Here is a 15,044-nt window from a genome sequence, read left to right on the forward strand (position 1 = left end):
AACCCATCAATCTGGAGCAAGCATGCAACGTCGCCAGTTCATCCGCCTTTCCTCGCTCGCCGCCACGGCAGCCATGCTGTCCGGCTGCGCCGCGGTCGCGAACCTCACTACCCGGCCGCTGATCGAACGCCACCTGCCCGGGGACTACAGCGGCGTGGCCGCCGTGCGCAAGGATGCACGCTCGACCCTGGTCATCCATGCCGGCGGCCTGGCGCTGCGCGAGGAAAAGCAGCCCAACACCAAGGACACGCGTTTCCTCATCGGTTCGATGACGAAGTGGCTCACCGCCGTCACCGTGCTGCGCCTGGCCGACATGGGCAAGCTCGACCTCGATGCGCCGATCGCGCGCCACCTGCCGGAACTGCCGGCGGCGAACGGCGCGGTCACGCTGCGCCAGCTGATGTCGAACCGCAGCGGCATTCCGAACGGCCTGGGCGAAGCCCTGCGCAAGGACAAGGCGCTCGAGAAGCTCGAGATCGGCCCGGTCGAGGCGGCCCTGCGCTTCGGCGCCGGCGCGCTTGCCTCGGCGCCGGGCGAGCGCTGGGATTACTCGTACACGAACTGGATACTGGTAGCGGCGGTCGTCGAGCGCGTCCGCAAGGAGCCGTTCACGGAGACGGTCGAAGAACTGGTACTGGCGCCCGCCGGCGTGCGCGATACGAGTTTCGCCGCCACCGGCTACGAGGACGAAGTGGGCATGGCGGTTGCCTACAGCGCCACGGGCCAGCGCAAGACCCCGTCGGTGCCGCCGATGCTGGCGGCCAGCGGAACCCTGTACAGCACGGCACGCGACCTGGTCGCGCTCGCCGATGCCGTCTACGCTACCCGGCTGCTGTCGGACAAGGCGCGCAAGGAACTCTCCACCATTGCGGTGGCGTCCGAAGAATATGCGCTGGGTGGACGCGTGAAGACGATCACGACGAAGCAGGGTGCCCGCACCCTGGCCTGGGTGACGGGCAGCATGGGGGGCTACAAATCGCTGCTGGCCTACGACCTGGCGGATGGCCGCGCCGTCGTGCTGCTGAACAACACGGACATGCCGCAGCCGGAACTGGCGAAGATCGCGACTGCGTTGTTCGAGAATGTGTAGTGTGGCCGGCCATGCCGGCCGCGCGTTCAGGTCACATTGAATAGACGAGACAACTATTCATCGGCTGGTTGGACGCGCGGCCGGACAAGCCGGCCACCCTACGATTACTGAGCCGGCGCGCCGGCCGCCGGAGCGCCGGCCGCCGGATTCCCGTCCGTGTCGATCCTGCGCACTTCGCCGATGTTCAGCGAACGGATGCCCTGCTCGACCTTGCTCATGTCACCCACCACCACCCACACCAGGCGCTCCGGCGTGAAGCTGCGCGCCGCCAGCGCATTGGCCTGCTGCGGGCTCAAGGACAATGCCTTCTGGGTATAGGTGTTGTAGTAGTCGTCCGGTAGGCCGAACTGCACGATGTTGGTGTAGGCATTGGTCAGCTGGCCGGCGGTTTCGAAGCTGCCCGGCAGGCCCAGCGTGTTGTTGTCCACCGCAGCCTTCAGTTCCTCCGCCGTAATCGGCTTGCCGCCGGCGATGTCGCGGTACTCGCGCACCAGTTCCTGCATCGCTTCACGGGTCTTGTCGGTCTGCACCGGCGAGACGCTCATGAACGGACGCTGGCCCAGGGCCGCCTGCAGCTGGCTGCGCACGCCGTAGGACCAGTGCTTGTCTTCGCGCAGGTTCATGTTGATGCGCGAGCTGAAGGTGCCGCCGAACAGGTCGTTGACGATCTCCAGCGGCAGCGCGTCCGGATGGTTGCGCGGCACGGCCAGCTGGGCGCCGACGATCACGCTCTGCAGCGCGCCCGGACGGTCGACCAGGTAGACCACGCTCTTTTCGGGCGCGGAGACATCCGTCAGCACCTTCTTCGGCACCTCGCCCGGACGCCAGGAGGCGAAAGCCTTCTCGAGCATCGGCTTGACCTCGGCCAGCGTGGTATCCCCGACGACCAGCAGGGTCGCGTTGTTCGGCTTGAACCAGGTGGCGTGGTACTTCGCCAGGTCGTCGCGGGTCATGCGCTGCACCGATGCCTCGGTGCCGGTGCCGGTGAAGGGCTTGGCGTACGGATGGTCCTTGCCGTACAGGATGCCCGGCAGGACGCGCAGGGCCGTCAGCTGCGGCACGGTCTTCTCGCGGGCGATCGCGGCCAGGCGGTCCTTCTGCAGGCGCTCGAACTCGTTCTGCGGGAAGGACGGGTTCAGGATCAGGTCCGAGTACAGATTCAGCGCCTGCGGCATGGTGGCCTTGAGCGTGTTCATGTACACCATGCCGCTGTCGAGGTTGGCCCCGGCGCCGAACTGCGCACCCAGGCTTGCGAAGGCTTCGCCGATCTCCAGCGACTTGCGGGTCCTGGTGCCTTCTTCCAGCATGCGCATCGCCAGGCTGGCCACGCCCGGCTTGTCCGGCGCATCCGACGCATAGCCGCTGTCCACCAGCAGCTGGAAGTTGACCACCGGTGCGTCATGGCGCTCGGCCAGCACGACCTTCAGGCCGTTCGACAGCGTGGTCTTCTGCATTTCCGGCAGCTTCAGGGCCATCGGCTTGCCGAGCGCCGGTTCCTTGCTGCGATCCACGGCCGGCGCGCCCGCGGCCAGGTTGGTTGGGTACGGGTCGACCCGCAGGATGAAGTCGCCGCTGCTCAGCCAGTCGTTCATGGCCTTCTTCACGGTGGCCGGGGTCGCATCCTTGATGCGCTGCAGGTAGACCTTGTAGCAGTCCGGGTTGCCGGTATAGGTCTGGCACGAGGCCAGCAGGTCGCTCTTGCCGCCGAAGCCGCCGACGCGCTCGATCATGCGGGTGTACTGGGCCAGGATGGTGGTCTTGGCCAGGCGCAGTTCGGCCTCGGTCGGTCCGTTCTTCATCAGGGCGCGCAGTTCCTCGTCCGCGATGCGCTCCATCCTGGCGACGTCGGCGCCCGGACGCGCGGTCAGGGTCATGTAGAACTGCCCGCCGATCTCGGATGCGTTGTCGCTGGCCGACGCGCTGGTGGCCAGCTGGTCCTTGTACACGAGGCGCTTGTACAGGCGCGAGGTCTTGCCGCCGCCCAGCACCAGGCTTGCCAGGTCGAGCTGCGCTTCTTCCGGCGTGTTTGCGCCGGGAACGTTCCAGGTGCGGTAGATGCGCGACTGCGGCACGCGGTCCTGGACCGTGGTGCGGTGGGTGCCGGTGCGCTTGGCGATCCAGGCTTCATGCTTGGCCAGCGGCGGGCCCGGCGGGATGTGGCCGTAGTACTGCTCGACCTTCTGGCGAGCCACCTCCGGCGAGATGTCGCCGGACAGCACCAGCACGGTGTTGTTGGGGCCGTAGTTGGTCTTGAACCAGTCGCGCACGTCGGTCATCGATGCCGCGTCCAGGTCTTCCATCTTGCCGATCACGGTCCAGGAGTATGGGTGGCCGACCGGGTAGGTATTCGTCACCAGCAGCTCGTAGGCCACGCCATAGGGCTGGTTCTCGCGCTGGCGCTTCTCGTTCTGCACCACGCCGCGCTGCAGGTCGAGCTTCTTCTGGTCCACGGTGCCGAGCAGGTGGCCCATGCGGTCGCTCTCGGCGAACAGCGCATAGTCCAGCATCGAGGTCGGCACGTTCTGGAAGTAGTTGGTGCGGTCCTGGTTGGTGGTGCCGTTCAGGTCGGTCGCGCCGATGCCTTCCATCGCGTTCAGGTAGGTCTTCTTGAAATTGTCGCTGCCGCTGAACATCAGGTGTTCGAACAGGTGCGCGAAGCCGGTCTTGCCCGGCTTTTCGTTCTTCGAGCCGACGTGGTACCAGGTGTTGATCGCCACCACCGGAGTCTTGCGGTCTTCGTGCACCAGCACCGTCAACCCGTTCTTCAGGGTGAACTTGGTGTAGGGGACGTTCGGAATGGGAATGTCGGGTGTGCTGGCCGATGCTTTGGCCGGGGCCGCGTGGGCGGTGGACACGGCGGATACGCCAGTGGCGAGCGCGAGCGCTGCTGCCAGCTGGAGACTGCGACGAACGGATACTGCCATCTTGCTCCTCCAAAGGATCATCCGGGACGGATGGAACGAGCATTCTAGGCAGCTTTTCTAATTGCAACAATGAATGGCGGATGGATGGAGGAAATCCATGCGCAACGCATGCGCAGGGTGGCCGGCTTTGCCGGCCGCGCGTTCGACTGAACGATGAAACCGCACCACGTTCGTCTCCGCGCTGGTTGAACGCGCGGGCGGGCAAGCCGCCCATCCTACAAATTTATTGCGGCACGATGCGCAGCAGGCTGCCCTTCTCTTCATCCGTGATCGCATACAGGTGCCCGTCCGGCCCCTGGCGCACGTCGCGCACGCGCTTGCCGATTTCCAGCCGCTCCTGCTTCACGACCTTGCCCTGGGCATCGAAGGCCACGCGGCGGATGTCCTTGGTGGCCAGGCCACCCGAGAACAGGCTGCCGCGCCAGGCCGGGAAGGCCTTGCCGGTGTAGTACGTCAACCCCGACGCGCCCGTCGACGGCGACCAGACGACGATCGGATCCACCATGCCCGGCACCACCCGCTTGCCGATCGGCTCACGGGACTGGTAGTCCAGGCCATAGCTCTGCAGCGGCCAGCCGTAGTTCTTGCCGCCTTCGATCACGTTGATTTCGTCGCCGCCGCGCGGACCGTGCTCGTTGGCCCACACGCGCCCGCTCTGCGGGTCGACCGCCATGCCCTGGACGTTGCGCAGGCCGATGCTGTACAGCTCCGGCAGCGCACCCTGCTGCCCGAAATTCGGGTTGCCCGGAGCCGGCTTGCCCTCCGCAGTCAGGCGCAGGATGGCGCCGTTGTGGCTCTTGACGTTCTGGGCCTGGTCGCGCGCCAGCATGTCGCCCACGCGCGCAGGCGGGTTGCCGCCGTCGCCGATGCTCATCAGGAGCGTACCGTCCTTCAGGAACACGATGCGCGAGCCGAAGTGCTGGCCGCCGCTCTTCGCCGGCGAAGCGGCGAACAGGGTCTTCACGTTGTGCACGCGCTTGCCGTCGAAAATGCCCTGCACCAGTACCGTGCGGTTCTCGTCGGAGGTGCCGCTCGCCATCGTCATGTAGATGCGCGGGTTCGGGCCCTTGTCCGCCGGATGGACCGCGATGTCGAGCAGGCCGCCCTGGCCGCTCGTGAACAGCGACGGCAGGCCCTCGACCGGGATGTTCTCGAAGCGCTTGCCATTCAGGAGATGCAGCGTGCCTTTCTTGCCGGTGACGAGCATGCGGCCATCGGCCAGCCAGGTCATGCCCCAGGGCTGCGGCAGGTTGTCGGCCACCGTTTCAAGTTTCCATCCCTTGGCCGCCGGCGGCTCATCCACGACTTCCACGCCCTGCGCGAACGCGAGCGGGCTCAAGGTCGTGAGCAAGGTGGCAACGGCTGCCGAGATTCGTTGATAACTCGTCATCTAATCTTCTCCTTTGTTGGTCAAAGCATTAACATCGTAGCTTATTTAGCGCATTTTGCTTCATTTTGTCTGCACGTTTGACACAGGAGGGCGTAGAATTCACATTTCAGCGAACCAGCCACAAGGATTCCATCCGATGATGCAACGCCGAGCGTTTCTGAAATCCTCCCTCCTTCTTGCAGCACCCACCCTTGCCGTACCAGCACTTGCCAAAACAGCACAGCCCGACTCCGGCGAGCGTGTCCTGCGTCTGTACAACACGCACACCGGCGAAAAGATCAAGAGCGTGTTCTGGGCCGAGGGCGAATTCATCCCGGATGCGATGAAGGACATCAACAAGGTCCTGCGCGACCACCGCACCAACAAGGTCGCGCAGATGGATCCGGAACTGCTGCTCCTGCTCACCCAACTGAACGACAAGCTGGACAACAACCGCGAACTGCACATCATTTCCGGCTACCGCTCGCCGGAGTCGAACGCCAAGCTGCATGCCGCCAGCGGCGGCGTGGCCCGGCGCAGCCTGCACATGGACGCCAAGGCCATCGACATCCGCATCCCGGGCAAGGACCTCAAGATGCTGCAGCGGGCGGCCATGTCGCTCAAGGGCGGCGGCGTGGGCTACTACGCCAGCTCGCAGTTCGTCCACATGGACACCGGCCGCGTCCGTTACTGGTAATACCATGGCGCGGCCCCTCGTCCGCGTTCTCCTGGGACTGGCCTGCCTGGCCGGTCCCGCTGCCGCCCTCGCCCAGGCCGCCAATCCGGGCGCCGTGCAGCCCGCCACCGTCACGGTGCAGTCGACCCGTGATCCGGTTGATAAATCCTACCGAAAAATGATCCGGGGCATGGAACGGTTCGAGCGCGAGCGTGCGCTGGCGCCGCATGCGCCGCTGCGCTTCCAGCTGCTACCGCGCCTGCCGACCGTGAACATGCAGGGCATCACGCTGCGTATCGCGGGCGAGACCGTGAGCATTCCGGTCGCGGTCGCGCCGGACAACAGCTTCGTCCTGCCGCGTAACGAGAAAGCATTGCGCGAGGACGCCGCCGTGCTCGCCAACCGCAAGACCACCAGCATGACCTGGCGCGCGCTGATCGTCACGCCGGGCCTGCCGCCGGGCACGCGGCGCCTGGGGGACATGCGGCTCGAATGCCTGGTCGGCGTCGAGGCCGGCCTGGTGTCCAACAGTTCCCCGCTGTTCGGCTGGATCGCCAATGCGCTCACCACGCCCGAGCAGGTATGCAACAGCCCGAACGGCAATTACCTGTTCTTCGCCGACCGTCCCGTCTTCGGCGTGACGCTGCGCGCAGGCGGGCGTGTGGAAACGCTGCCGTTCAGGATGCTGTACGCAGGTGGAGAACAAACGAAAGCCGACCTGCAGTACTGCGATTGCCAGGTCATGCTCGACCGCACCTTCTACGCGCCGATCTGGGACAAGTCCTGGCCCGACGACACGCTCGTCGAATTCGAGTACATGGAGGATGCACCATGAAGCTGCGCATGCTTTTACCTGCCTTGCTGCTTGCCGGCTGCGCCAGCACGGCCGCGCCGCCCGGCACGCAGGTGGCGGGCGAGCGCCTCCAGCAGGCCGTCGTTCCGGGTACGACTACCAAGGCGCAACTGCTGGCCACCTTCGGCCCGACCAAAAACGTCGTGTTCGACAGCGGCTATGAAGCCTGGGTCTACCAGTCGCCCGCGGGCGGTGGGCGCTTCGCCGAGTTCGTCGTCCTCATCGATCCTGCCGGCATCGTCGCCAGGACGCGCACGCGCGCCCCCGCCCTTCCCTGATCGCTGGCACAATGCAGCAAGGAGGTGCTTCATGGAGGCTGGCATGCGTGTGCGGACGATCTTCCTGGTACTCATTGCCTTGTTCCTGTCGGCCTGCGGCGGCGGTGGAGGCAGTCCCGGCGCCCCGGGGCCGGCCATGCCGAACCCGCCTGCGGCCAGCACGGGTTCCCTGGCCATTGTCGCGGGCGGCCTGCCTGCCGGCGTCAACGCCTCGGTGCGCGTTACCGGTCCCAACAATTACCAGCAAGACCTGGGCGGAACGCAGACCCTGTCCGGCCTGGCGCCGGGCAGCTACAGCGTGGCTGCCGCGCCGGTCACTTCCGGCAGCGTCACCTATACCCCTTCGCCCGCCACGCAGAGCGCCGTCGTCACTGCCGGCAGCACTGCCACCGTCACGGTGTCCTACGGCGGCGGCGCGCCCGCCGGCGTGGCATTGAGCGAAGTGGCCAGCAACCTCGACGGCCCGACCTGGCTGACGGCGCCCACCGGCGACACGCGCCTGTTCGTGGTCGAACGGCCGGGGCGCGTGCGCATCGTCCAGAACGGCAATGTCCTCGCCGCGCCCTTCCTCGACATCAGTGGCCGGGTGTTCACGGGCGGCGAAGGGGGCCTGCTGTCGCTGGCCTTCGACCCGGACCATGCCCGCAACGGCTACTTTTATCTCTACTACACCGACCCGCAGCAACACATCGTCATCGAGCGTTTTACCGCCGGCGCCAACCCCAACCTGGCCGACCCGACCTCAAGCCTCGTCATCCTGCGCATCCCGCACCCGAACTACACGAACCATTTCGGCGGCCAGGTGGCCTTCGGGCCGGACGGCTACCTGTACCTGGCCACGGGCGACGGCGGCGGCGCGGGCGACCCGCAGGGCAATGCCCAGAACCTGAACTCCTTGCTGGGCAAGCTGCTGCGCGTGGACGTGCGCGCCGCCACCGCCGCGCAGCCGTACACGATCCCTGCCGACAATCCCTACCGCAACCAGGCCGGCCGGCGCCCCGAAATCTGGGCGTCCGGCCTGCGCAACCCGTGGCGCTTCAGCTTCGACAGCGGCCTGCTCTACCTGAGCGACGTCGGCCAGGACCGGCGCGAGGAGGTCAACATCAGCCCCGTGGGCACAGCCGGCCTGAACTATGGCTGGAACACGATGGAAGGCACCCTGTGCTTCAACGCAGCGACCTGCGACCGCAGCGGCCTCACCCTGCCCGCCTTCGAGTACGACCACGGCACCAACGACGCCAACGGCTGCTCGATCACCGGCGGCTTCGTGTACCGCGGCAGCGCCCTGCCCGAGCTGGCAGGACGCTATTTTTACTCGGATTTCTGCCGTGGCTGGCTCAAGAGCTTCCTCGCCGGCGGCGGCAGCATCCTCGAGCAGCGCGACTGGAACGTGGGCAGCATCGGCAACGTCGTCTCGCTGGGGCAGGACGGCCAGGGCGAGTTGTATCTCATGACGTCGCGCGGCAGCATCTATAAAATTGGCCGGTCTTCCACGCCTTGAGCTTAGAATAGAGAAATGGCACGCTTACAACTCAACTTCCCCGAAGACCAGTTTTATTATTCCACCCCGATGTCGGTACGGGTCACCGACATCAATGCCGGCAACCACCTCGGCAACGATTCGATGATCTCGATGATCTCCGAGGCGCGGGCGCGCTTCCTGTTCGAGTTCGGCGTCGCCGAAACCGAGCGCGACGGCACCGGCATCATCGTCACCGACCTGGCGACCACCTACCGCGCCGAAGCGCACGCGCGCGACCAGCTGCTGTTCGAAGTCGGCGTCATGGATTTCAATAAATACGGCGGCGACATCATCTTCCGCATCACCCGCCCGCGCGACCGCAAGCTGGTTGCGATGGCCAAGTCCGGCTTCGTCTTCTTCAACTACAAGACCAGCCAGGTGGTGGCGATGCCGGACGACTTCCGCGGCAAGTTCGATCGCGTGAACTGGGTCGATTGAGCACGATGGACCGACTCAAATCACTGATCCAGCTCGGCGTCATCCTGCTGGCGCTGGCCGTCTTCGGCTACTTCGGCGCCAAGTACGTCGGCAACATGACGCAGGACTCCACGCTGGAGCGCCTCGAGACCGTCTGGCCGGAATTCAGGACCATGCCCGAACAGGACCGCGACTTCCTGATCGAGGCTTCGCTGACCTGCAACGTGCTGGCCCGCCCCGCGGTGCGCGCCGACGTGGTGGACTGCCTGCGCTCGACTGCACCAAGATTGACGCCGGAAGCGCAGGCGAAGCTGGACGCGCTGCTGAAGGACCGTTGAGCCCGGCGCTACGGCGCCGGCGCGAGCGCCCTGTTCGATGCGCGCTACCGCAGGCGCGCCCCGGCCGTGTGCTGATCTCCCTCCGGCCGCACCCGCGGCCAGATTCTCCCGGCATTCCCCGCCAGCCCATCTTTTTCCCGTTCCAAAAATAGTTGGAACTTTTCCGCCTCCCCGGCGGAATACGGTGAAAGATGACACCATGACCACGAACGAGACACCCGACACCGAGCTGCTGCGCCAGGTCCACGCCGGCCGCGCCGATGCCTTCACGGCGCTGTACCGGCGCCACCAGGGCCCCTTGTACCGTTACTGCCTGATGCGCTGCGGGTCAAGCGACACGGCGGCCGACGTGGTGCAGGAAGCCTTCATGGGCCTGCTGACCGGGCGCTTCCGGTTCGACGCCCTGCGCGGACAGCTGCAGCACTTCCTGTTCGGCGTGGCGCGCAACCTGGTCCTGAAGCTGGAAGAAGCGCGCCAGCGCCAGATCGCGCTGCCGGAGCCGGATGAAGACGGCGAACTGGCGCTCGACCTGGCCTGCGACGGCGCCGAGCCGCTGGCCCGCCTGCTCGGCAACGAGGCGGCCGAGGAGGTGCGGCGGGCGCTCGGCCTGCTGCCGCCGCACTACCGCGACGTGGTCATCCTGTATGAACTGCATGAGCTGTCCTACCAGGAGATCGCCACGGTCTGCCAGGTGGACATCGGCACCGTGCGCTCGCGCCTGTCGCGCGGCCGCGCCGCCCTGGCCAGGCGCCTTGCCGCGCACCGGCCCGCATGTCTCGTGAATTGATGGAGCAAGGAATGGATACCAAAGACAAGCACAATGAACTGCTGGAGGCAGGCTTTGCCGCCCTGCGCAGCGAACTGGCCGCCACGGAGACGCCGCGCTGCGTCGAGAAGGAACTGATGCAGGCTTTTACCCGCCAGTTCCCGCCGAAGCGCCGCTGGTACCACGCCCTCACCCTGCCCCAGTGGGGCACCGCGGGCGCCCTGTGCTCGCTGACGGCGGTCGCCGTGCTGCTGGCGCTGTCGCCGCACCAGGCGGTAAGCGTGAGCAGCCAACCGTGGATCAGCATCGATGACGGCGCCGCCTTCATCGCCCTCGACTCGATCGAGCGCATCGAGGCCGAACCGCACGCCCGACTGGTCGAGGCCGAGGTGCCGCGCACCGCGCTGGCGCCGCTCGGCGTGCCGGTGAGCCCGGAGAACGCGGGCGACACGGTGCGCGCCGAAATGCTCGTTGCCGCCGACGGCCACCCGCTGGCCGTGCGGCTCAGTTCCACCCATTGAAACGCCAACCTACCCACACGAGGATGTGATGAAGACCAAGAAGATTCTGATTGCAGCACTGCTGGCCTGCGCCTTCACGCCGGCCCTGGCCGAAGAGATGGGGTTCGAGGACGCGCCGCGCCTCGAGCCTCGAATCGAGCGCCGCATCGTCACCCGCACCGGCGGGGACATGCAGGCCCAGGCGGGCGGCATGGCCGGCCTGCACGGCCTGCATGGGCTGGAGGCGCTCGGCGGCGACGGCACGGTCATCCACTTGGGGCAGGGCCGGCTGGTCAAGAACGCGCCCTACAGCGCCGAGATGGTGACCGAGCGCAGCCAGACGCTGGCCGACGGCAACCAGATCGTCAACAAGACCAGCGCGATGAGCTACCGCGACAGCGCCGGCCGCACCCGCACCGAAGTACGCAGCGCCGACGGCGAGGTGCGCAGCGTGACGATCCATGACCCGGTCGAAGGCGCACGCTACGTGCTGCGCCCGCGCGACAAGACCGCCATCAAGATCGCGGCGCCGAATGCCACCGCCCTTGCCGCTCGCGAGCACGCCCGCGCCCAGGCCGCCGAAGCGCGCGTGGCGGGCGCCGAGGCCCGCCTCGCCGCCCAGCAGGCGCGCGAGCAGGCCCGGGCGAAGATCGAGGAACTGCGCAAGGAAGGCAAGCTGCCGGAAGGCGTGCACGAACGCATGATCGTCAAGCAGGTCGAGCGCAGCGGGCACGGCGAGCACAAGGACGTGCAGATCCGCATCGCGCAGGTCGCGCCGGGCCTGGCGGCTTCCCGGATCGGCCCGGTGCTGGCCGGCGCGATCGGCGAGCACAAGTGGGCGGCGAAAGCGGAAACGAAAGACCTGGGAACCCGTGAATTCAACGGCGTGAAGGCCACCGGCACCCAGCGCAGCTACGAGATCCCGGCCGGCGAAATCGGCAACCGCAACCCGATCGTCGTCAGCACCGAAACCTGGACCTCGCCGGAACTGGGCGTCGTGTACCAGAAGCGTAGCGACCCGCGCGCCGGCGACACGGTGTTCCGCCTGGAAGGCTTGAAGCGCGAGGAACCGGCGGCGGCGCTGTTCGCCGTGCCGGCGGATTACACGGTGAAGGATCCGGTGTCGGTGGCCAGGAGCCGCATCGAGAAGAAGGGCCAGTAAGGATCGGCCGTTGCAATAAAAAACGGCACCTCGCGGTGCCGTTTGCGTCCGACATGGCAGGCCAGCCGGCTTACTTCTGCAGGATGGTCTTGTTGAACCATTCGTCGATCATGCGCTTTTCGAAGCGCAGGCTGTCGCCGTCCGAGAAGCGGCTGGTGCGCTGCAGGTAGCTCATGTCCGACAGGCGCTCGCTGCCGCTCTTGAGCACCTGGCCATTGCTGGTGAGCGTGTAGCGCAGCTCCATCATCGGCCAATCGGCCATGCCCTTGAGCACGCGCAGCTCGCGGCCCGAGCGTACGTTCGGATATTCGCGGCCCGCCAGGTCGATCTCGGTGATCTCGACATTCAGGTCCTGGCCCGGCGGCAGCTCCTTGCCGCGCTTGGCGAAGTGGTCCGCGATCTCGCGCAGCACTTCCTGGCGCTCCCATGGTGCAAACGGCAAGTCCGCAAACTTGTCGGATTCCACATAATTGACGGTCACGCCCGCCGAGGCGGCGCCGGCACCCAGCGCGAGCAGGCCTGCGAGGGCCACGTTGCCAACCAAGGATTTCATCGCTTTCCCTTTCATTCATCCGGACTCGTTCACGATCCAATATACGCCCTTTGTCCCGGCTTTCCAGTAGAGGCATGGCGCTGTTTTGTATCGAAATGTTAGTCCCCGCACACCGGCGTTTCAAGCCAGAGTCGACAATGGGGGCGGGAGGACAGCCATGCCGGAAGGACCGTCACTTTATATCTTGAAGGAACTGGTCAAGGACTTCAGCGGCCAGGACATCGTGCGCGCCGACGGCAACGTCCGCGCGATCGACCCGGCACGCCTAGTCGGGCAGCGCATCCTCGCGATCCATACCTGGGGCAAGCACCTGCTGATCGAAACGCCGGCCATGATCGTGCGCGTGCATTTCCTGCTGTTCGGCACCTACCGGATCAACGAGCGGCGCGAAGGCAAGACTCCCCGGCTGTCGCTCGAAGCGGCCAACGGCAATGAAATCAATTTTTACGCCTGCCAGGTCAGGGACATCGACCGCGCCACCTACGAAGCCTACGACTTCAGCGCCGACGTCATGTCGGACGCGTGGGACCCGAAAAAGGCGCGCAAGAAGCTGCGGGCGCAGCCGGACATGCTGGCCTGCGACGCCCTGCTCGACCAGGACATCTTTTCCGGCGTCGGCAACATCATCAAGAACGAAGTGCTGTTTCGCATCCGGGTACACCCGCTGTCCACGGTCGGCGCCCTGCCGGCCCCGAAACTGCGCGCCCTGGTCGACGAAGCCCGGCAGTACAGCTTCGACTTCCTGGAATGGAAGCGCCAGTTCGTCCTCAAGCAGCACTGGCTGGCGCATGCCAAGAAAATCTGTCCGCGCTGCGACATCCCCTTCCACAAGGCCAACCTCGGCCGTAGCAACCGGCGCAGCTTTTACTGCGAGAAGTGCCAGAAGCGCTACGTGTGACGGCGTTTTTCCCTGTCCGGCGCACCCTCCCCGGTTGTGTGACATTGGCAACCAACACTTTTAATATTGCCTGTTGTTAAGGCTCAATAGCCGTACTACAATGGACTTGACTTGCGGCACTTTATGTCGATGTTCAACCCAAGGTAACGGAACCCTTATGTCCTTCCTGTCTTCTGCTGCGCCGAAGCTGGCTCCATGGAAAGTCCTGCTGGTCGACGACGAGCCGGACATCCATGACATCACCAAGCTGACGCTGTCGCGCTTCCGCCTCGACGGCCGTGCGCTGTCCTTCCTGCATGCCTACAGCGGGCGCGAGGCCAAGGACATCCTGGCGCGCGAGAAGGACATCGCGCTGGTGTTCCTCGACGTGGTGATGGAGCAGGAGGACAGCGGCCTGGAAGTGGCGCGCTGGATGCGCCAGGACCTGGACAACCAGTTCACCCGCATCGTGCTGCGCACCGGCCAGCCGGGCCAGGCGCCGGAAGAACGCGTGATCGTCGACTACGACATCAACGACTACAAGGAAAAGACCGAGCTCGATCGCACCAAGCTGTTTACGACGACCTTTGCCGCCCTGCGCGCCTACCGCGACATCATGAAGGTCGAGGACGCCCGCCGCGCCCAGCAGACCTACCGCGAAGGCCTGGAGCGCGTGATCGCCGCCTCCACCCACATTTTCCAGCAGCGCAACCTGAAGGACTTCGCCAACGGCCTGCTGCAGCAGGTGGTGGCGCTGCTGCGCCTCGAGCAAAGCATGCTGCTGCGCCTGAAGGGCGCGAGCGTGATCACCGGCGAGAGCCAGTACGAAGTGCTGGCGCAGATCGGCGATCTTGGCGGCGACGAGATCGGCCCCGAACTGGTCGCCCGGCTCGACGACGCGCGCCACAACCGCATCTCGCGCCTGCATGGCGACACCTATGTCGGCTACTTCCCGAACCGCACCGGCAAGGCTTCGCTGCTGGTGTTGAAAGGGGTGGAAGAGATCGCGGAGATCGACGCCCAGCTGCTCGAGGTGTTCTGCTCGGGCGTGGCGATCGCCTTCGACAACATCCTGCTGAACCAGGAAATCACGGACACACAGGCGGAACTGATCCTGCGCCTGGGCGACGTGGTGGAGTCGCGCTCGAACGAGGCGGGCAACCACGTGCGCCGCATGGCCCAGGTGTGCCACCTGCTGGCGCAGGCTTCCGGCATGCCGGAAGACGAAGTTGCCACCCTGATGCACGCGGCGCCGATGCACGATGTGGGCAAGATCGCCACGCCGGACGCGGTGCTGCTCAAGCCGGGCCGCCTGACCGCGGACGAGTGGGAGATCATGAAGCAGCACCCGACGGTGGGCCTGCAGATCCTGGATGGCTCGCAGCGCCCGATCCTGAAGGCCGCGGCCGTGATCGCGCACCAGCACCACGAGAAGTTCGACGGCAGCGGCTACCCGCAAGGCCTGAGGGGCGAGGCAATCCACCCGTACGCGCGCATCGTGGCCGTGGCCGACGTGTTCGACGCCCTGAGCCACAAGCGCTGCTACAAGGACGCCTGGCCGGCCGCGAAGGTGACCGAGCACCTGCGCGAGGTGGCAGGCCACCACCTGGATCCGTATTACGTGGACCTGCTCATCAAGAACATGGACAAGGCGCTGGAGATCAATGCGCAGTGGCCGGATTGAGCGATTGAGGGCTGCCTTGCAAGCCTGAGCAGCTG

Annotated in this window: 15 protein-coding genes; 12 read left to right on the forward strand and 3 right to left on the reverse strand. The window is 66.0% G+C overall.

The window, feature by feature from the left end:
• Positions 1–22: 22 nt before the first annotated feature.
• Positions 23–1,090, forward strand: a complete 1,068-nt coding sequence (locus ACFFJK_RS17430) for a serine hydrolase domain-containing protein (RefSeq protein WP_379680808.1) — start codon at positions 23–25, stop codon at positions 1,088–1,090.
• Between the two features lie 104 nt (positions 1,091–1,194).
• Here ACFFJK_RS17430 and ACFFJK_RS17435 read toward each other — a convergent pair whose 3' ends face one another.
• Both ACFFJK_RS17435 and ACFFJK_RS17440 read right to left on the reverse strand, forming a co-directional pair.
• Positions 1,195–4,014: a M16 family metallopeptidase gene (locus ACFFJK_RS17435; RefSeq protein WP_379680809.1), complete on the reverse strand. Its 2,820-nt coding sequence runs from the start codon at positions 4,012–4,014 to the stop codon at positions 1,195–1,197.
• 223 nt (positions 4,015–4,237) lie between these two features.
• Positions 4,238–5,404, reverse strand: a complete 1,167-nt coding sequence (locus ACFFJK_RS17440) for a PQQ-dependent sugar dehydrogenase (protein ID WP_379680811.1) — start codon at positions 5,402–5,404, stop codon at positions 4,238–4,240.
• A 136-nt stretch (positions 5,405–5,540) separates the two neighbouring features.
• Between ACFFJK_RS17440 and mepK the strand changes: the two genes are divergently transcribed.
• The 9 genes from mepK (at position 5,541) to ACFFJK_RS17485 (ending at position 11,895) form a co-directional block, all read left to right on the forward strand.
• Positions 5,541–6,080, forward strand: coding sequence for a peptidoglycan L,D-endopeptidase MepK (gene mepK, locus ACFFJK_RS17445; RefSeq protein WP_379680813.1), 540 nt, complete (start codon positions 5,541–5,543; stop codon positions 6,078–6,080).
• Between the two features lie 4 nt (positions 6,081–6,084).
• A complete protein-coding gene (locus ACFFJK_RS17450; RefSeq protein ID WP_379680814.1) occupies positions 6,085–6,894 on the forward strand; it encodes a hypothetical protein in 810 nt (269 codons plus the stop codon).
• Positions 6,891–7,190 (forward strand): hypothetical protein, encoded by a 300-nt coding sequence (locus ACFFJK_RS17455; protein ID WP_379680815.1) that lies wholly within the window; start codon positions 6,891–6,893, stop codon positions 7,188–7,190. The genes ACFFJK_RS17450 and ACFFJK_RS17455 overlap by 4 nt, the downstream gene beginning before the upstream one ends.
• Before the next feature lie 31 nt (positions 7,191–7,221).
• The gene (locus ACFFJK_RS17460; RefSeq protein ID WP_379680816.1) at positions 7,222–8,691 is read left to right on the forward strand and encodes a PQQ-dependent sugar dehydrogenase; all 1,470 of its coding nucleotides are present in this window, start codon (positions 7,222–7,224) and stop codon (positions 8,689–8,691) included.
• 15 nt (positions 8,692–8,706) lie between these two features.
• The gene (locus ACFFJK_RS17465; protein WP_379680817.1) at positions 8,707–9,150 is read left to right on the forward strand and encodes a thioesterase family protein; all 444 of its coding nucleotides are present in this window, start codon (positions 8,707–8,709) and stop codon (positions 9,148–9,150) included.
• Positions 9,151–9,155: 5 nt separating this feature from the next.
• Positions 9,156–9,467 (forward strand): hypothetical protein, encoded by a 312-nt coding sequence (locus ACFFJK_RS17470; RefSeq protein WP_379680819.1) that lies wholly within the window; start codon positions 9,156–9,158, stop codon positions 9,465–9,467.
• Positions 9,468–9,666: 199 nt separating this feature from the next.
• Positions 9,667–10,254: an RNA polymerase sigma factor gene (locus ACFFJK_RS17475; RefSeq protein ID WP_379680820.1), complete on the forward strand. Its 588-nt coding sequence runs from the start codon at positions 9,667–9,669 to the stop codon at positions 10,252–10,254.
• 11 nt (positions 10,255–10,265) lie between these two features.
• Entirely contained in the window at positions 10,266–10,754 is a 489-nt protein-coding gene (locus tag ACFFJK_RS17480) for a hypothetical protein (RefSeq protein WP_379680821.1), read from the forward strand.
• A gap of 28 nt (positions 10,755–10,782) precedes the next feature.
• Positions 10,783–11,895, forward strand: coding sequence for a hypothetical protein (locus tag ACFFJK_RS17485; protein WP_379680822.1), 1,113 nt, complete (start codon positions 10,783–10,785; stop codon positions 11,893–11,895).
• 70 nt (positions 11,896–11,965) lie between these two features.
• Here the strand turns inward: ACFFJK_RS17485 and ACFFJK_RS17490 are convergent, their stop codons facing one another.
• Positions 11,966–12,448 carry a DUF3016 domain-containing protein gene (locus ACFFJK_RS17490; RefSeq protein WP_379680824.1) on the reverse strand — a complete coding sequence of 161 codons (483 nt, stop codon included), beginning with the start codon at positions 12,446–12,448 and terminating at the stop codon, positions 11,966–11,968.
• A 157-nt stretch (positions 12,449–12,605) separates the two neighbouring features.
• Here ACFFJK_RS17490 and ACFFJK_RS17495 point away from each other — a divergent pair, with 157 nt between their 5' ends.
• Both ACFFJK_RS17495 and ACFFJK_RS17500 read left to right on the forward strand, forming a co-directional pair.
• Positions 12,606–13,346, forward strand: coding sequence for a DNA-formamidopyrimidine glycosylase family protein (locus tag ACFFJK_RS17495; RefSeq protein ID WP_379680825.1), 741 nt, complete (start codon positions 12,606–12,608; stop codon positions 13,344–13,346).
• 157 nt (positions 13,347–13,503) lie between these two features.
• The gene (locus ACFFJK_RS17500; protein ID WP_379680827.1) at positions 13,504–15,009 is read left to right on the forward strand and encodes an HD domain-containing phosphohydrolase; all 1,506 of its coding nucleotides are present in this window, start codon (positions 13,504–13,506) and stop codon (positions 15,007–15,009) included.
• Positions 15,010–15,044 lie beyond the last annotated feature (35 nt).

Source organism: Massilia consociata (assembly GCF_042432755.1).
Taxonomy (GTDB): Bacteria; Pseudomonadota; Gammaproteobacteria; order Burkholderiales; family Burkholderiaceae_D; genus Telluria; species Telluria consociata.

Bases quoted from the DNA above. Each gene is read 5' to 3' on its own strand.
- ACFFJK_RS17440 (WP_379680811.1), bottom strand. From the start codon at position 5,404: ATGACGAGTTATCAACGAATCTCGGCAGCCGTTGCCACCTTGCTCACG.
- mepK (WP_379680813.1), top strand. From the start codon at position 5,541: ATGATGCAACGCCGAGCGTTTCTGAAATCCTCCCTCCTTCTTGCAGCA.
- ACFFJK_RS17460 (WP_379680816.1), top strand. From the start codon at position 7,222: ATGGAGGCTGGCATGCGTGTGCGGACGATCTTCCTGGTACTCATTGCC.
- ACFFJK_RS17500 (WP_379680827.1), top strand. From the start codon at position 13,504: ATGTCCTTCCTGTCTTCTGCTGCGCCGAAGCTGGCTCCATGGAAAGTC.
- ACFFJK_RS17490 (WP_379680824.1), bottom strand. From the start codon at position 12,448: ATGAAATCCTTGGTTGGCAACGTGGCCCTCGCAGGCCTGCTCGCGCTG.
- ACFFJK_RS17465 (WP_379680817.1), top strand. From the start codon at position 8,707: ATGGCACGCTTACAACTCAACTTCCCCGAAGACCAGTTTTATTATTCC.
- ACFFJK_RS17485 (WP_379680822.1), top strand. From the start codon at position 10,783: ATGAAGACCAAGAAGATTCTGATTGCAGCACTGCTGGCCTGCGCCTTC.
- ACFFJK_RS17495 (WP_379680825.1), top strand. From the start codon at position 12,606: ATGCCGGAAGGACCGTCACTTTATATCTTGAAGGAACTGGTCAAGGAC.
- ACFFJK_RS17435 (WP_379680809.1), bottom strand. From the start codon at position 4,014: ATGGCAGTATCCGTTCGTCGCAGTCTCCAGCTGGCAGCAGCGCTCGCG.
- ACFFJK_RS17475 (WP_379680820.1), top strand. From the start codon at position 9,667: ATGACCACGAACGAGACACCCGACACCGAGCTGCTGCGCCAGGTCCAC.
- ACFFJK_RS17430 (WP_379680808.1), top strand. From the start codon at position 23: ATGCAACGTCGCCAGTTCATCCGCCTTTCCTCGCTCGCCGCCACGGCA.
- ACFFJK_RS17470 (WP_379680819.1), top strand. From the start codon at position 9,156: ATGGACCGACTCAAATCACTGATCCAGCTCGGCGTCATCCTGCTGGCG.
- ACFFJK_RS17455 (WP_379680815.1), top strand. From the start codon at position 6,891: ATGAAGCTGCGCATGCTTTTACCTGCCTTGCTGCTTGCCGGCTGCGCC.
- ACFFJK_RS17480 (WP_379680821.1), top strand. From the start codon at position 10,266: ATGGATACCAAAGACAAGCACAATGAACTGCTGGAGGCAGGCTTTGCC.
- ACFFJK_RS17450 (WP_379680814.1), top strand. From the start codon at position 6,085: ATGGCGCGGCCCCTCGTCCGCGTTCTCCTGGGACTGGCCTGCCTGGCC.